At 68.4% G+C, this 17127-nt stretch carries 15 protein-coding genes; 8 read left to right on the forward strand and 7 right to left on the reverse strand.

Annotated elements, in window-relative coordinates:
* Positions 1-24 precede the first annotated feature (24 nt).
* From WI26_RS21140 to dmpG, 6 genes are all read left to right on the forward strand, one after another.
* Positions 25-804 (forward strand): SDR family oxidoreductase, encoded by a 780-nt coding sequence (locus WI26_RS21140; protein WP_069227074.1) that lies wholly within the window; start codon positions 25-27, stop codon positions 802-804.
* 151 nt (positions 805-955) lie between these two features.
* Positions 956-2521 (forward strand): DUF1302 domain-containing protein, encoded by a 1566-nt coding sequence (locus tag WI26_RS21145; RefSeq protein WP_059464795.1) that lies wholly within the window; start codon positions 956-958, stop codon positions 2519-2521.
* Positions 2522-2562: 41 nt separating this feature from the next.
* Positions 2563-3945 carry a DUF1329 domain-containing protein gene (locus WI26_RS21150; RefSeq protein ID WP_059464794.1) on the forward strand — a complete coding sequence of 461 codons (1383 nt, stop codon included), beginning with the start codon at positions 2563-2565 and terminating at the stop codon, positions 3943-3945.
* 98 nt (positions 3946-4043) lie between these two features.
* Entirely contained in the window at positions 4044-4826 is a 783-nt protein-coding gene (gene dmpE / locus WI26_RS21155) for a 2-oxopent-4-enoate hydratase (protein WP_069227075.1), read from the forward strand.
* 13 nt (positions 4827-4839) lie between these two features.
* A complete protein-coding gene (locus WI26_RS21160; RefSeq protein ID WP_069227076.1) occupies positions 4840-5739 on the forward strand; it encodes an acetaldehyde dehydrogenase (acetylating) in 900 nt (299 codons plus the stop codon).
* 16 nt (positions 5740-5755) lie between these two features.
* Positions 5756-6787: a 4-hydroxy-2-oxovalerate aldolase gene (gene dmpG, locus WI26_RS21165; protein WP_069227077.1), complete on the forward strand. Its 1032-nt coding sequence runs from the start codon at positions 5756-5758 to the stop codon at positions 6785-6787.
* A 102-nt stretch (positions 6788-6889) separates the two neighbouring features.
* Here dmpG and WI26_RS21170 read toward each other — a convergent pair whose 3' ends face one another.
* From WI26_RS21170 to WI26_RS21200, 7 genes are read right to left on the reverse strand one after another with little or no spacing between them, the layout of a single operon-like run.
* Entirely contained in the window at positions 6890-7696 is an 807-nt protein-coding gene (locus WI26_RS21170) for an SDR family NAD(P)-dependent oxidoreductase (RefSeq protein WP_069227078.1), read from the reverse strand.
* A gap of 43 nt (positions 7697-7739) precedes the next feature.
* Positions 7740-9314 (reverse strand): FadD3 family acyl-CoA ligase, encoded by a 1575-nt coding sequence (locus tag WI26_RS21175; protein ID WP_167359268.1) that lies wholly within the window; start codon positions 9312-9314, stop codon positions 7740-7742.
* A gap of 5 nt (positions 9315-9319) precedes the next feature.
* Entirely contained in the window at positions 9320-10426 is a 1107-nt protein-coding gene (locus tag WI26_RS21180; RefSeq protein ID WP_069227080.1) for an alkene reductase, read from the reverse strand.
* Positions 10427-10448: 22 nt separating this feature from the next.
* Positions 10449-11072, reverse strand: a complete 624-nt coding sequence (locus tag WI26_RS21185; RefSeq protein ID WP_069227081.1) for a nuclear transport factor 2 family protein — start codon at positions 11070-11072, stop codon at positions 10449-10451.
* Entirely contained in the window at positions 11069-11920 is an 852-nt protein-coding gene (locus WI26_RS21190; protein ID WP_069227082.1) for an SDR family NAD(P)-dependent oxidoreductase, read from the reverse strand. The genes WI26_RS21185 and WI26_RS21190 overlap by 4 nt, the downstream gene beginning before the upstream one ends.
* 9 nt (positions 11921-11929) lie before the next feature.
* Entirely contained in the window at positions 11930-12757 is an 828-nt protein-coding gene (locus WI26_RS21195) for an SDR family NAD(P)-dependent oxidoreductase (protein WP_069227083.1), read from the reverse strand.
* 12 nt (positions 12758-12769) lie between these two features.
* Positions 12770-13852, reverse strand: a complete 1083-nt coding sequence (locus WI26_RS21200) for a Rieske 2Fe-2S domain-containing protein (protein ID WP_069227084.1) — start codon at positions 13850-13852, stop codon at positions 12770-12772.
* A gap of 341 nt (positions 13853-14193) precedes the next feature.
* Between WI26_RS21200 and WI26_RS21205 the strand changes: the two genes are divergently transcribed.
* Positions 14194-15354, forward strand: coding sequence for a helix-turn-helix transcriptional regulator (locus tag WI26_RS21205; protein WP_059539668.1), 1161 nt, complete (start codon positions 14194-14196; stop codon positions 15352-15354).
* A gap of 257 nt (positions 15355-15611) precedes the next feature.
* The gene (locus WI26_RS21215) at positions 15612-17000 is read left to right on the forward strand and encodes an MFS transporter (protein ID WP_069227086.1); all 1389 of its coding nucleotides are present in this window, start codon (positions 15612-15614) and stop codon (positions 16998-17000) included.
* Positions 17001-17127 lie beyond the last annotated feature (127 nt).

The following is a 17127-nucleotide window of genomic DNA, read 5'->3' on the forward strand; positions in this document are numbered from 1 at the left end:
GGGCCACCGAAACGGAGGCAGACGATGAACGGATTCGACTACAGCGGCAGGACAGTGCTCGTGACGGGCGGCACCAAGGGCATCGGGCGGCGCATCGCCGAGCGGTTTCTCGCGGCGGGCGCACGCGTGTTCGTGTGCGGGCGCAGCGCACCCGACACGCCGCCTTCGGCCGGCGGGCGTACGGCCACCTTCGTCGCGGCCGACCTGCGCGACATCGAACAGGTCGACGCGATGCTCGCGACGATCCGCGACGCCACCGGTTGCCTCGACGTGCTGGTCAACAACGCGGGCGGCTCGCCGTTCGTGCTCGCGGCCGACGCATCGCCGCGCTTCACCGAATCGATCGTGCGTCTCAACCTGATCGCACCGCTGCAGCTCGCGCAGCGCGTAAACGCCATCATGCAGCCGCAGCCGCACGGCGGCGTGATGCTGTTCATCGCGAGCGTCAGCGCCTCGCGGCCGTCGCCCGGCACCGCCGCCTACGGCGCCGCGAAGGCGGGCCTCGTGAACGCGGTCACGTCGCTCGCGGTCGAGTGGGCCCCGCGCGTGCGTGTGTGCGCGATCAGCCCGAGCCTCGTGCAGACGGAATCTGCGACCGAAGGCCACTACGGCGACGACGCCGCGCTCGATGCGATCCGCGCGACGATTCCCGCCGGACGGCTTGCGACGCCCGACGACGTCGCATCGGCGTGCCTGTTCCTCGCGTCGCCCGCTGCGTCGTACACGTCCGGTTCCAACTTGCGGCTCGACGGCGGCGGCGAACGGCCCGCGTTCCTCGCGGCGGCACAAACGGAATCGCGCTGATGCCTGCAACGCACGGCGGCGCGCTCCGATCGTTTCCAGTCCTAGGGAAGTCATCTAGTTCATTTTGACGATTCCCTGCTACCGCGATCTCCCTACTCTGCCTCTCACGACAACCACAGTCGACCGTCGTCGATACCCCAGAGGAGACACCATGCATCAACGGATTTCGCGCCGTACCGGCAAGCGGGCCACCGCCACGCTGTCGACGCTGGCCGCCGCGCTGCTGACGTGCGCCGTTCCCGACGCGCACGCAGGCAGCACGATCGAGCTAGGCGCCGACACGACGCTGGACTACACGTTCACGCTGAGTTACGGCCTCGGCATGCGCACGCGTGCGCCGAGCGGCAATCTGCTGACGCCCTCGAACATCAATGGCGACGACGGCGATCGCAACTTCGCGAAGAACAAGCTGATCGAGAACCAGGTCAGCCTGCTCGGCGAAGTGAACCTGAAGCATGACGACTGGGGCGTGTTCGTCCGCGCGAGCACGTTCTACGATCAGGCCTATCACCGGCCGAACTACAACGACGCTCCGGGCACCGTGAACCAGTCGGGCCAGTACAACAACTTCACGAGCGACGCGCGCTACTGGTCGGGCGGCCACACGACGCTGCTCGCCGCCTACGCGTACAACACCTTCAAGATCGGCGCGACGAGCCTGAACGTCAAGGTCGGCGACCAGGTGGTCGCCTGGGGCGAAAGCCTGTTCTTCCCGAACATCGCGGGCGCGCAAGGGCCGGCAGACGCGACCAAGTCCTATGTCGCGGGCGCTCAGGTGAAGGACATCCTGCTGCCGGTGCCGCAGATCTCGACGCAATGGCAGATCACGCCGAACTTCAGCCTGCTCGGCTACTACCAGTTCTCGTTCCAGCAGAACCGCCTGACCGCGCCGGGCACGTACTGGAGCTATTCGGACGTGGTCGGCCCGGGCGCGCAGTTCATCATCGGCCCGGGCGGGATGATCATTCCGCGCGGGGCCGACGACAAGCCGAGCGCCCGCAACCAGTGGGGTGTCGGCGCACGCTTGCGCGTGTTCGGCGATACCGAGCTCGGCGTGTATCACCTGCATTACAACGACATGAACCCCAGCGTCGTCACGTCGTTCTACCCCGTGCTCCAATACCGGCAGACCTATTTCAACAACATCAAGCTGACGGGCGCGAGCTTCTCGACACAGGTCGGTCCGGTCAACGTCGCGGGCGAAGCGTCATACCGCCAGGGCGCCGCCGTGCTCGTCAACACGCCGACGGGTGCGCAGGCAACGCGCGCGAACGTCACGCAACTCAACCTGTCCGGCATCTATTCGATCGGGCCGAGCTTCCTCGCGAATTCGCAGTCGCTCGTCGGTGAAATCACGTACGTGCATGCGGGCGGCATCTCGGCCGTCGACGGCTCGACCACACTCGCGAACACGCGCAACGCGCTCGGCCTCGAATTGGCCTGGACCCTCAGCTACAAGAACGTGTTCAACGGCTGGGATCTCGACGTGCCGCTCACGTATACGCACGACCTGGCGGGTACATCGCCGCTGGCCGGCGCTCTCGGCTCGCTGACGGGCCAGGGCGACCACCGCGTGACGGCCGGCGTCACGTTCACGCGCCTGAGCAACCTGTCGCTGTCGCTCGTCTACGCGAAGTTCCTCGGTTCGCCGAATCCTGTCACGCGTCCGCTCGCCGATCGCGACTACGTGCTCGCCACGGCGACCTACCACTTCTGAGCGGCCCGGCCGCTCGTCACTCAGCAAGAAGAGGATTTGCCATGAAACGAACTCGTCTCCCCCTCCTGCGCGCGTCGGTGATGGCCGCGTGCGCGCTCGTCGCGACGGCGTCGTTCCCGAAGGTCACGCCGGACGACCTGAAGGCGCTCGACGGCCCGCTCACGCCGATGGGCGCGGTGCGCGCCGCGAGCAAGGACAACGGCGTGCCGGAGTGGTCGGGCAAGTGGCTCGGCACGCCGCCCGACGTGCAGTACAAGCGCGGCGGCCGCTATCCCGATCCGTTCGCGAACGAAAAGCCGATCGCGACGATCACCGCCGAGAACATGGCGCAGTACGCGGAGCACCTGACCGACGGCCAGAAGGCGATGTTCAAGCGCTACCCGGCGACGTTCAAGATCAACGTCTACCCGAGCCATCGCGACTTCCGCTACGCGGATTCCGTCTACAAGGACATCCGCACCTACGCGCCCGACTCGACGATGACGTCCGACGCGAACGGGTTGACCAACGCGCCGCCGCAGGTGCCGTACCCGATTCCGAAGACGGCCGCCGAGCTGCTGTGGAACCAGCGCTTCTCGTCGGCGATCGGCACCGAGCAGGCGACCTACGACCAGGCGGTCGTGTACTCCGACGGCAACATCGCGTGGGGCAAGGTGCGCTACGACATCTACTCGCCGCGCAACGTCGGCAAGTACGACGTGAAGAGCGACCTGAACAACCGCACGTTCTACCGCAACGCGACGGAGCTGCCGCTGTCGGACCGCGGCTCGCTGATCGTCGGCTTCACGAACTGGGACAAGGCCGGCGCCGACAACTCGTCGCGCACGTGGATGTACAACCCCGGCACACGGCGCGTGCGCCAGGCGCCGGAATACGGCTATGACCAGCCACAGGGCCCGGGCGGCTTCCGCACCGTCGACGACGACCGCCTGTACAACGGCCCCGGCGACCGCTACGACTGGAAGATCGTCGGCAAGCGCGAAGTGTACGTGCCGTACGACAACTACAAGGCGATGGACAGCTCGGTCAAGTATGCGGACCTGCTGACCAAGGGCCACGAGAATCCGTCGTACATCCGCTACGAGCTGCATCGCGTATGGGTACTGCAGGCGACGTTGAAGAGCGGCTACCGCCACCAGTACGCGAAGCGCGTGCTGTACATCGACGAGGATTCGTGGATGACGCTGCTCGCCGACAACTACGACGCACGCGGCCAGCTGTGGCGCACCAACGTCGCGACGACGCTGTACGCATTTGACGCGAAGACGTTCTACCCGGGCGTCGTGTTCTTCCACGACCTGATCTCCGGCGCGTACATGGCCGACCGCCTGACCAACGAAGGACCGATGCCGAAACTCGACAGCAGCCCGCAGTTCAGCGAGGCGTATTTCTCGCCGGACGCGATCCGCAGTTCGGGTAACTAAGCATCCGGCGCGGCACGCCCACGCCCAACGCGCCGGAGCCGCGCTCCGGCGCATGACGCCGCCCGAGACGGCGGCCTTTTCCATTCGAGGGCCCTTTCATGTCTTCCCGCTTGCATACGACGCTCGGCGACGAGCTGTACGCCGCGTGGCACGCACGCGCACCGGTCGCGCCGCTGTCGAGCCGCCCGCGCCGGCTGTCCCTCGACGATGCGTACCGCATCCAGCAACGCTTCATCGAACGCCGCGTCGAGCGCGGCGAATCGGTGGTCGGCAAGAAGATCGGCGTGACGAGCCAGGCCGTGCAGGACATGCTGAACGTGCGCCAGCCCGATTTCGGCATCCTGCTGTCCGGCATGCACTACGCGGCCGGCGAGGCGATCGCCACCGAGTCGCTGATCGCGCCGCGCGCCGAAGGCGAGATCGCGTTCATCCTCGGGCGCGACCTGCGCGGCCCCGGCATCGACCGCACCGACGTGATCGCCGCGACGGCCGCCGTCGCGCCCTGCTTCGAGATCGTCGATTCGCGCATCCGCGACTGGGCGATCCGCATCGAGGACACCGTCGCCGACAACGCATCGTGCGGCGTATACGTGCTCGGCGATGCGCGCGTCGACCCGCGCACGCTCGACCTCGCCGCGTGCGAGATGACGATCGAGAAGAACGGCGAGCGTGTCGCGCAAGGCCGCGGCGATGCGGCGCTCGGCCACCCCGCCGACGCGGTCGCGTGGCTCGCGAACACCCTCGCCGAATACGACGTGCCGCTGATTGCCGGCGAGATCGTGCTGTCCGGCTCGCTCGCGAAACTGATTCCGGTCACGGCCGGCGACGCGCTGTCGATGCACATCTCCGGCATCGGCGGTTGCGACGTCCGCTTTATCTAAAGGAACGAACCTGATGAAGAAAATCAAATGCGCACTGATCGGGCCCGGCAACATCGGCACCGACCTGCTGATCAAGCTGCGCCGCTCGCCACTGCTCGAACCCGTGTGGATGGTCGGCATCGACCCGGCATCCGACGGCCTCGCTCGCGCGCGCGAATTCGGGCTGAAGACCACCGACCAGGGCGTCGACGGGCTGCTGCCGCACGTCGTCGCCGACGACATCCGCATCGCATTCGACGCGACCTCGGCCTACGTGCACCGCGACAACTCCGACAAGCTGACCGCGCTCGGCGTGAAGATGATCGACCTGACGCCCGCCGCGATCGGGCCGTATTGCGTGCCGCCGGTAAACCTCGACGCGCACCTCGACAGCGCGCAGATGAACGTGAACATGGTGACCTGCGGCGGCCAGGCGACGATCCCGATGGTGTACGCGGTGTCGCGCGTGCAGCCGGTCGCGTATGGCGAGATCGTCGCAACCGTTTCGTCGCGCTCGGTCGGCCCCGGCACGCGCAAGAACATCGACGAATTCACGCGCACGACGTCCGGCGCGATCGAACAGGTCGGCGGCGCGCGCAGGGGCAAGGCGATCATCGTGATCAATCCGGCCGAACCGCCGCTGATCATGCGCGACACGATCCACTGCCTGACCGACGGCCCGCCCGACGTCGACGCGATCACGGCGTCGGTGTACGCGATGGTCAAGGAAGTGCAGCGCTACGTGCCCGGCTATACGCTGAAGAACGGCCCGGTGTTCGACGGCAACCGCGTGTCGGTCTTCATGGAAGTCGAGGGACTCGGCGACTACCTGCCGAAGTACGCTGGCAACCTCGACATCATGACCGCCGCCGCGGCCGCCACGGCCGAGCGTTTCGCCGAACAGATGCTGGCCGCGACGGCCGCCACCGCTTGAGTCGAGGAGTCACACGATGTCACTTGCAGGCAAGAAGATCACCGTCCACGACATGTCGTTGCGCGACGGAATGCATCCGAAACGTCACCAGATCACGCTCGACCAGATGCGCAACATCGCGCGCGGGCTCGATGCGGCCGGCGTGCCGCTGATCGAGGTCACGCACGGCGACGGGCTCGGCGGCGCATCGGTCAACTACGGCTTTCCCGCGCATACCGACGAGGCGTACCTGAGCTCCGTCATCCCCGAACTGAAGCAAGCGAAGGTGTCGGCGCTGCTGCTGCCCGGCATCGGCACCGTCGAGCACTTGCGCATGGCGCACGAACTCGGCGTCGGCACGATCCGCGTGGCCACCCACTGCACCGAAGCGGACGTGTCGGAACAGCACATCGGCCTTGCGCGCACGCTCGGACTCGATACGGTCGGATTCCTGATGATGGCGCACATGTCGTCGCCCGAGCAGCTCGTCGTGCAGGCGAAGCTGATGGAGTCATACGGCGCGAACTGCATCTACATCACCGATTCGGCAGGCCACATGCTGCCCAACGACGTGACCGCGCGGATCGGCCAGGTGCGCGCCGCGCTGAAGCCGGAGACGGAACTCGGCTTCCACGGCCACCACAACCTCGCGATGGGCGTCGCGAACTCGATCGCGGCGGTCGCTGCCGGCGCGAACCGGATCGACGCGGCTGCGGCCGGCCTCGGCGCGGGCGCGGGCAATACGCCGATGGAAGTGTTCGTCGCGGTGTGCGACCGGATGGGGATCGAGACGGGTGTCGACGTGTTCGCGATTTCCGACGTCGCCGAGGATCTCGTCGTGCCGATCATGGACGCGCCGATCCGCCTCGACCGCGATGCGCTGACGCTCGGCTATGCGGGCGTCTATTCGTCGTTCCTGCTGTTCGCGAAGCGCGCGGAAGCGAAATACGGGATTCCGGCGCGCGACATTCTCGTCGAACTGGGCCGCCAGCGACTCGTCGGCGGGCAGGAGGACATGATCGAGGATGCGGCGCTGACGATGGCGCGGGCGCGGGCGGCGGCGGCCTGAGCGCCCGCCCCCTGCCGGCGTTGCCGGCCGTCGCAATGAAAAACGCGGAGCCTCGTGCTCCGCGTTTTTTCGTTGTTGGATCGACCGAAGGCAACGCGATCCTCAGAAGCGCTGCGACGGAATGTTGCCGCCGTCCACGATCAGTTCCGTGCCGGTCACGTAGCTCGCCTCTTCGGACATCAGGAATCGTGCCACGCGGCCGATCTCGGCCGGATCGCCGAGCCGGCCCAGCATGATGCGCCGCTCGAAGGTACCGGCGGGCAACGCGTCGACGGCCGGCTGGATCATCGGCGTCAGGATCTGGCCCGGCGAGATCGCGTTCACGCGGATGCCGTCGTTGCCGAGTCCGTCGGCGAGCGAACGGACCAGCGCGAGCACCCCGCCCTTCGATGCCGTGTAGGCCGGAATCAACCCATTGCCGAGCGTCGCGTTGATCGACGCGATCGCGACGACCGACGAGCCGCGCTGCGCGCGCAGGTCCGGCAGCATCGCCTGAACGAGCAGCGCGAGCGCACGCAGGTTCACGTCGACCACGGCGTCCCAGCGCGCTTCGGTCAGCGCGTCGATGCCGCTCTGATCGACCACGCCCGCCGCGTGCACGAGGCCCCCGAGCGTCGGCAACGCGGCGCGCGTCGCGTCCAGCGCATCGTCGATCTGGCGGGCTTCGCGCAGGTCGACGCCGATACCGAAGGTCGGCACGCCGTAGCGCTCGGCGAGTTGCCCCGCCACGTCGCCGGCCTTGTCTGCCTGGATATCCCAGATCGCGATCGGGCGGCCGACCGCCGCGAGCGCTTCCGCGCATGCGTGGCCGATGCCCGATGCGCCGCCCGTCACGACGACACCGGTGGCGGGTGCGTCCAGTGCAATGCGCGATACGTCGCCATGCGCGGAAGAAGTTTGAATCGTCATCTGCTGTCTCCTGTGTCGAGTATGTTATGTCGATGGTCGCGCGTCATGCCGCATCCCGGCCGGCCATTTCACGCAGCGCCTGCTTCAATATCTTGCCCGATGCGTTAAGCGGTAGCGCGTCGACGAACGCAATGCCGCGCGGCACCTTGTAGTTCGCCATCCGTGTGCGGCACCACGCGGCGAGCGTCGGCTCGTCGAGCACCGCGCCCGCGCGCGGCACGACGAACGCGTGGCCGGCTTCGCCGAGCCGCTCGTGCGGCACGCCGATCACCGCGACCTGCGCGACATCCGGATGCGCAGCGATCATGTTCTCGATTTCCGCCGGATAGCAGTTGAATCCGCCGACGATGAACATGTCCTTCAACCGGTCGGTAATGCGCAGGTAACCGCGTTCGTCGAGCACGCCCACGTCACCCGTATGCAGCCAGCCGTTCTCGTCGATCGCATCGCGGGTCGCGCCATCGTCGTCGAGGTAGCCCTGCATCACGTTGAAGCCGCGAATCAGGATCTCGCCCGGTGTCCCGACCGGCACATCGGCCCCTGCCTCGTCGACGCATCGCAGTTCGATCCCCGGCAACGGATGGCCGCAGGTCGCCGCGGCGACCTGCTCGTCGTCGCCGGCGCGGCAGACTGTCGCGAGCCCGCAGCACTCGGTCAGCCCGTATGCGGTCAGCACCGACGCGAAGCCGAGCCGGTCGCGCATCCGCGCGATCAGGTCGGGCGCGACATTCGCCGCGCCGGTGACCGCTACGCGCAACGACGACCGGTCGAAGCGGTCGAGACCCGGATGCGCGAGCAGGCTCAAGTAGAGCGTCGGCGAACCGGGCAGGAAGGTCACGCGTTCGTCCGCAATGCGGCGCAGCACCGTTTCGGCATCGAACGTCGCCTGTGGCAGGATCGTCGCGCCGCGAATCAGCGCGGCGAGCCAGCCGGCCTTGTAACCGAACGCATGAAAGAACGGATTGACGATCAGGTAGCGATCGCCAGCCTGCAGCCCGACGAGCGTCGACCATTGGTCGAATGCGGCCAGGTTCTGCCCGTGCGCGGTCACGACGCCCTTCGGTCGGCCGGTCGTGCCGGAAGTGAAGAGCACGTCCGATGGCGCATGCGGTCCGATGGCGGCGATCCGTGCGTCGAGCACGGCTTCGGGAACGGCCTCGGCGCGAGCGACGAACGCGTCCCAGCCTGCCGCGCCGCCCTGCGGATCGCGCAGCACGACCATGTGCCGCAGGGACGGCAGCGCATGCCCGGTGAGCATGTCCGGGTAGCGCACGTCGAGAAATTCGCCGATCGAGAACAGCACGCGCGCGCAGCTGCGATTCAGGATGTCCGCGGCTTCGTCGCCCTTGAGCCGCGTGTTCAACGGCACCAGCGCGGCGCCCGCGAAATGGATGCCCAGCGCGGCGACGATCCACTCGTGCACGTTCGGCGCCCAGATGGCGACGCGCTCGCCCGGCTGCACGCCGAGTGCGATCAGCGCACGGGCCGCACGGCGGGCCGCGTCGTAAAGTGCCGCGTAATCGATGGAGGAACCATCATCGACGATCGCCACTTGCGTCGCGTAACGGCGCGCGGATGCGGCCAGCATCGCGGGAATCGTCGACGGCGCTGGAAGCATTGAGGTCACGGGGCACTCCGTTGGATGTGAGCAACGCCCGCGGCAGATGCGGCGAACGGCGGATAATCGGTGAAGCCGCGCGCGCCGGGCGTATACAACGTGGCGCGATCAAACGCGGCGAGCGGCGCGCCGTCGCGCAAGCGGGCGACGAGGTCGGGGTTCGCGATGAAATGCCGCGCGAACGACACGGCGTTGGCGTGGCCGGCTGCCAGCACGTTGGTCGCGCTGCGCGCGTCGAATCCGTCGTTCGCGATCAGCGCGCCACGAAAATGCCGGCGAGCGAGCGCGAACGCATCGAGTCGACGGTCCGGCGAACGGCTCACGTGCAGATACGCGAGCCCGAGCGGTGCCACCGCATCGAGCAAGGTGCCGTACGTCAGCGCGGGATCGTCGTCTTGCATGTCGTTGTACGGATTGCCGGGGCAGATCCGCAGCCCGACCCGCTGCGCGCCGATCGCGCCGGCCATCGCCTCGAGCGCTTCGATCGTGAAACGGGCGCGGCGCGCCGGCGAGCCACCGTAGTCGTCGGTGCGGCGGTTCGAGCAGGCGAGCAGGAACTGCATCGGCAAATAGCCGCTGCTCGCGTGCAGCTCGACGCCGTCGAAGCCGGCGGCACGCGCGTTGACGGCCGCCTGCCGGAAACTGTCGATCACGCCGGGAATCTCCGCACGGGCGAGCGCGCGCGGCAGGTCCGTCGGCACCTGGCCGTGCCCGTCCGCGTGAATCGTGCCGCTCGCACGCAGCGCGGACGGGGCGACGGTCTCGGCTTGCGCCCCCTTGTTCAAGTACGACGCGACACGCCCCACGTGCATCAGCTGGAGCACGATGCGGCCGTTCGCGCGGTGCACGGCGTCGGTCACGCGCCGCCACGCGTCGATCTGGACTTGCGTCGCAATACCGGGCGTGCGGCAGTAGCCCTTGCCGTCGGCATGCGGGTACGTTCCTTCCGCGACGATCAACCCGGCGCCCGCGCGCTGCGCGTAGTACGCCACGTGGAGGTCGCCGGGCGCGTCGTGCTCGTCCGCGCGGCTGCGCGTCATCGGCGCCATCACGATGCGGTTTGGCATCGTGATGGCGCCGATGCGCACGGGTTCGAAAAGTGGCTTGGTCATCAGTCAGGCCTCCGTGCGGGCGTCAGCGCGTGCGAATCTTCGGGAACGCCGAGCCGCGTCGCATCGTCGCGAGGAATGCATTGAGCGGCGCCGGCGGCGCGACGTCGGGCAGCCCGTCCGGCTTGCCGTTCCAGAACGCCTTCCACGATGGCCACAGCGCATGCCATGACCCGTCATACGGCTCCCGCCCCGGCCAGCGCATCTTGCGCTCGCCGATCGGTGGGCGGTTCAGGTCGGATGCATACAGGTAGCACGGGTAACGCCGGCGGAAATACCAGCGCCCGTCGATCCGTTCGTAATCGTCCCAGTACAGCATCTGCATCACGACCCACTCGGGGCCAGTCTCGTGCTCGTTCTTCGAATAGACCACGCCGCTCGCGTGGTCGGCATCCGAGAACTCGATGACGTGGCCGCCGATGTGATGCGACGTGACGGTGAACTGGTGCCGCAAGGTGTCGTCGATCCAGCGTTTCAGATACGCGCGCCCGACCTCGTCCTTGCTGACCGCGACGTCCTCGGGGAAGAGGTTCGTCCATGCGTCGAGATCGCGCATGTCGAGCGCGAGCGCGTATTGCGCGGGCAACATCCGGATTGCCTCGATGGATTCGAGCCGGTCGATCCGCGCGAGCAGGGTCGTGTCGTTCATCGTGCGGGTGCTCCGGCCGGATCGGGTTGCGGTTCGCTTTGCGCGCGCCGTTCGGCGGACGTATCCGACACGTAGTCGGTCGCGCCGACGTCGAGCCGGCAGGTCTTGCCGCCGTCGACGACGAGGCTCTGGCCGGTGATGTACGACGCTTCGTCGGATGCCAGAAACAGGATCGCGTCCGCGACCTCGCGCGGCTCGCCGATGCGCCGCATCGGCGCCGCGCGCGCGGTGCCGTCGCGCATTGCGTCGTCCTGCAGCGCCTCGCGCGTGCCCTCGCTCCATACCACGCCCGGAATCACGACGTTCACGCGGATCCCGTCGGCAGCGCCTTCGAGCGCAACCGCGCGGCTGAAATTGAGCACGCCGGCTTTCGCCGCGCCGTATGCTGACAAGCCGGGGCTGCCGAGCAGTCCCACGACCGAGCCGAGATTGACGATTGCGCCGCCGCCCTGCCGCTTCATCACACGCATCGCTGCGCGCGTGCCGAAGAACGCGACGTCGAGCGAGCCGCGCAGGCAGCGGTGCCAGTCTTCCGTGCTCACCTGGTCGACGAGTCCCCACGTGTAGTTCACCGCGTTGTTCACCATCACGTCGAGGCGGCCGAAACGCCCGAGCGTCGCATCGACCGCGCGGCCGACCGATGCCTCGTCGGTCACGTCGGCCTGGATCCATCCGGCTTCGCCGCCCGCCGCGACGATTTCGCGCGCCACCTGCTCGAGCGGCTCGCGACGCCGGCCGCACAGCATCACGCGCGCGCCCTCCGCCGCGAAACGCCGCGCCGTCGCCGCGCCGATCCCCGTACCCGCGCCGCTGATCAGCGCGGTCTTGTCTTGCAAACGTCCTGCCATCGTTGTCTCCTAGATCATGTACATGCCGCCGCTGACCGACAGCGTCTGCCCGGTCATCTGCCGGGCATCGTCGGACGCGAGGTAAAGGATCGAGCGCGCGATGTCGTCCGGTTCGGCCATACGGCCGAGCGGAATCGCGCGTTCGAGTTCGCGCGCCCACTCGTCGGGAATCGACTGCATCATTGGCGTGCGGGTCGGGCCCGGGCAGATCGCATTCACGCGAATGCCGCGCGGGCCGAGATCGCGCGCGAGACAGCGCGTCAGCCCGAGGATCGCGGCCTTCGACGCGCAATAGGCCGGCGGCCCTTCGCCGGACAGCGCCGACACGCTCGCGATGTTGACGATCGCGCCGCGCACGCCCGAGCCGATCATCAGCCGCACCGCCGCGCGCGAGCAGAAGAACGTGCCGTTCAGGTTGATGTCGACGATGCGGCGCCAGCCCGCGTCGGTGAGGTCGACGATCGTGTCGGAAAACACCGTCGGCATTTCGCCGCTCGCCAGTTGCTGCGCACGCTGCGCAATGCGCTGCTGCGCGAGCTCGAAGCCGTCGCCCGGTACCTGCCCCGCGCCCGCGTTGTTGACCAGCACGTCGAGCCGCCCGTAGCGCCGGCCGATCGCGTCGAACAGCTTGCCGACCGCGCCGCTGTCGGCCACGTCGCACGCATGCGCCAGCCCCGTCCCGGCCGCCCGTGCAAGGGCAATCGTCTCTTCCGCGCGCTTGCCGTCGAGATCGGCCGCAACCACCGTCGCGCCGCGCGCAGCGAACAGGAGCGCGGTCGCGCGTCCCATCCCCGAACCGGCGCCCGTGACGAGCACCACCTTGTGCTTGAATGGCATGGTCGACCTCCTTCAGATCGTGTGAAGCCGGCTGGCCGCAAGCGGCGGCACGTCGTCCAGCGTGCGCCACGCGCCGTGTTGCCATTCGAATACCTTCTTGCGGTCAAGGTCGCTGGGCAGCTTCGCGACGTCGGTGTAGAACTGCCGGTACCAGTCGCGCAACTGGTAGATCGGGCCGTCGCCTTCGCACAGCACCGGGAAATCGATTCGCGTCTTGTTGTGCCAGATCTCGACGTCCTGGAAGAACGAGCGGTGCGCCTGCTCGATGTACGCGTTCGCGATCGCGCGGTTTGCGTCGTCGGACAGCGCCGGATCCTTGCGGATCATCACGCCGTAGCGCAGATCGAAGCTGTGCTGGTCGATCGGCACGTGGCAGTTGAGCAGGATGCTGTCGACCGCGCGGCCGTCGACGTCGGCCGTCATCCGCGTGATGTGATACGCGGGCCCGAAATACGCGCTGTCCGCGACGAGCCCGTTGCCGAGCAGCTCGCTCCGGCCGCCGCGAAACATCTGGTAGCCGGTATGGCCGACGAAGGTGTTGCAGAAGTAGTTCGCCGGCGAGCCGTGGACCGGGCCGAAATGGGCGACGTCCGCGAGGTTGTCGACGAGTTCGCGACAGTTCGTGTGGATCGTCATCTTGCGAACCGCCCACGGCGTCCATTCGCCGGAGGAGCACGCGCCGATGCGTGGAATCGCGACGTGCGCAGGCGGCTCGCCGCGTTCGTGGTCGTGCCAGACGAACAGCAACGCGTTCTGCTCGCAGGTGTGCCACGAGAGGATTCGCGCCTTGGGCGGCACGCGGGTTGCATACGGCACGTGCTCGCAGGTGCCGTCGCCGCCCCAGCGCCAGTGATGGAACGGGCAGACGAGCGTGTTGCCGCGCACCTCGCCCTTCGACAGGTCGGCGCCCATGTGCGGACACCATGCGTCGACGATCCGGATCGCGCCGTCGTCGCCCGCGAACGCGACGAGCTGCGTGCCGAAGATGTCGAGCCGGTGCGGCTTGCCGTCCCGATAGCCGGCGGCGATCCCGAGGCAATGCCAGCCGCGCGCATACCGGTCGCCCGCCGTCCCGGCGGCGTGGTGCAGTTCCATGTGTTCCCTCCGTGATCGAATCGTATGCGGGCCCATTGTGGGAACCGGGTCCCGGCCGAACATACTCCGGACGGACGAGATCGCCGCCCGCGCGTGAATCCGGCGCGAGTTCGTGCGCGGAACGGAGCTCAACAACCCCGGTTTGGACTAGAAAACGCATCCCGCCGCATCGGTCGCACGGCGGGTGCCGCGCATCTCGACCGCCGGACCGACGAGCCGCCACCGTCGCTCGACGAAGCTAGTGGCACGCACGCATTCACGTCACCGCTTGCGTACGGCAACATCGCGATATCGCCCGCCGCCCTCGAAGGCGACTCAACGACAGGACAGGAGACACCGCAGTGCCCACGACCGCCCCGCCGCCCGCGCACGCCGGCACCGACCTTGCCGAGGCGACGCCCGCCGAACTGAGCGACCTGATCGGCCTCGTCTACGAGGGCGTGACGTCCACCGTACCGTGGCGCGGGCTGCTCGACGCGCTCCGGGTCCGGCTCGCGGCCAACTATGCGACGCTCGTGCTGCGGCCGCCCGCCGACGCGATGAAAGGGCTGATCGTCACGTCGAGCCTCGTCGATACGTCGGTCGGCACCGGCGCGTATCTGCAGCGTTTCCATACGCTCGACGCGTTCGTCAACCTGCCGCGCGACACGGTCACGACCGTCCACGAAATGCTCGGCGAACGCGGTTGGCTCGACAGCGAGAAATACCGGAACTTCGATCGCATGTATGACGTGCTTCACGTGATGGGCGCCGACATTCACGTCGACGCCGACAACGAGTGCCGGCTGCGCATCTGCCGGCCGCACGGCGCCCCGCCGTTCGACGCGAACGACAAGCGGCTGTGCCGGTTCCTGCTGCCACATCTGAAGCGCGCGGCCGCTCTGCGCGCGAGCCTCGAAGTCACGGCCAACGAGCGTCGCCTGTACGCGGAGACGGTCAGCCAGCTGCGGATCGGCGCGATCCTCCTCGACGAGCAGGCCCGCGTGATGAAGACCAACGACGACGCGGCGCAGGCGCTGGCTGAACGCGACGGGCTGTTCATCGTCGACGGCAGGCTCGCCTGCGACGGCGCCGCGAACCAGCGCATGCTTCAGGCGCTGATCCGCGACGCGCTGGCACGCAAGGCCGGCGCCGCGCGCGGGATGACGCTCGCGCGCCGCGCCGGGCGTGCACGGCTGGGCGTGCTCGTGCGGCCGCTGCCGGTCGATGAGCAATCGGGCCGCAAGCGTCGCGCAGCGGCGGTCGTCCTGTTGCGCGATCCCGACTGCCGGCCGCAGATGTCGGGCGAGACACTGCAGGCGATGTTCAACCTGACGCGCAGCGAAGCATCGCTTGTACTGCACCTGACGCAAGGGTTGTCGCTGCAGGACGCCGCCGAAACGATGGCGATCCGCCACAACACCGCGCGTTCGCATTTGCGTGCGGTATTTTCGAAAATGGGCGTGACGCGGCAGACCGAACTGATCCAGGCGATCGAGCATTGCGTGATCCCGCTCCAGTAAGGCCGTCGCTTGCGCTGCGATGGCGCCCCGTATTCGACGCGGCTCGGGCCGCTGCCGTCGGTGTGCCGCTGGCGGCTGCCGCGCATGCTGGCCGAATCCCGCGCGGAGCATCGCGCGAGCCCCGCCCGTCTTGTGCGGCGCATCGAATTGGCGAGCACGGGCATGTCGCTTGCGAGCCTGCTGGCTGCACCTGCTGACACTACGCTGGCAGCAGGCGCCGCCTAAGCTCGGATGATCGCCCCGTCGAGGAACCGCCCATGGCCCATACCGGAGAACTCGCCGCACGCGCCGGACGTATCGCCAGGCAGCGCAGCGTGACGCTGCTGACACTGTGTCTCGCGGTGCTCGTCGCGCAAGTCGACACGGCCGTCGTCAATCTCGCGACACGCGCGATCGGCGCGTATTTCCATGCGGATGTCGGCGCGTTGCAATGGGTCGTCGACAGCTACAACCTCACGTATGCGGTGCTGCTGCTGACCGGCGGGCTGCTTGCCGACCTGTACGGCCGGCGCCGTATCTTCATGGCCGGCACGGCCGTGTTTACCGTCGCGTCGCTGCTGTGCGCGCTCGCGCCATCGGTGTCGGTGCTGATCGGCGCACGCGCGCTGGCCGGCGTCGGCGCGGCACTGCTGCTGCCCGCATCGCTCGCGATCGTGCGCGTCGTGTGGCGCGACCCGGTCGAGCGCGGCCGCGCGCTCGGCATCTGGGCCGCATGCAACGGCGTCGCGATGGCGATCGGCCCGACCCTCGGTGGCGTGCTGATCCGCCACTTCGGCTGGCGCAGCATTTTCCTGGTGGTCGTGCCGCTGAGCATCGCGGCGATGCTGCTCGCGATTCCGGCCGTGCCCGAATCGTCCGATCCGCACGGCCGGCATTTCGACGCCGGCGCCCAGGTTGCCGGCGCGCTTGCCCTCGGCACGCTCGCGTATGCGGCCATCGTGTTCCGCGACGCGCCCGTCGCCAGTGCGGTCGCAAGCGGTATCGCGATCGCATCGTTCATCGCATTCGTCGCGATCGAACGGCGCCACGGCGAAGCCGCGCTCGTGCCGCTCGACATCTTCGGGATCGGCCCGTTTCGCGGCGCGATCGCCGCGACCACCGGCATGACGTTCGGGATGTACGGCGTGCTGTTCCTGCTGCCGCTCACGTGGCAGAGCATCGGCCGTCTCGATTCGACCGGCGCGGGGCTCGCATTGCTGCCGATGGCACTCGTGTTCGTCGCCGTGTCACCGTGCTCGGGGCCGTTGTCCGAACGCGTCGGCACGCGCGCGACGACGGCGGGCGGCGTCGCCGTGATCGCAAGCGGGCTGGCGGCGATCGGCGCGTCGGCCGCATCGCCGGGCCTGCTCGGCGCCGAGATCGGGCTCGCGTTGACGGGGCTCGGGATGGGAATCGCGACAGGACCGCTGATGACCGTCGCCGTCGGCGCGGTCGATGCCGCGCGCTCGGGCACCGCGAGCGCGCTCGTCAACGTCGCGCGGATGGCCGGCGCGACGCTCGGAATCGCGGTGCTCGGCACGTTGTTCGCGGCCGAGCATGGCGGCACGGCAGGCTTGCGCGCCGCGATGTTCGCCGGCGCGGCGGTGCAACTCGCGGGAGCAGCCGCGGCGGCGGTCAGCGTGCGGCGCGCGCGGCAGTCGGCGTGATGCAGCGTTGCTCGCCACGCATGCATGGCATATCGCGTTCGCCGTTCGCCGTTCGCCGCTCGCCGTTCGCCGTTCGCCGTTCGCCGTTCGCCGTTCGCCGTTCGCCGTTCGCCGTTCGCCGTTCGCC

It is taken from the genome of Burkholderia diffusa (assembly GCF_001718315.1).
Lineage (GTDB): Bacteria > Pseudomonadota > Gammaproteobacteria > Burkholderiales > Burkholderiaceae > Burkholderia > Burkholderia diffusa_B.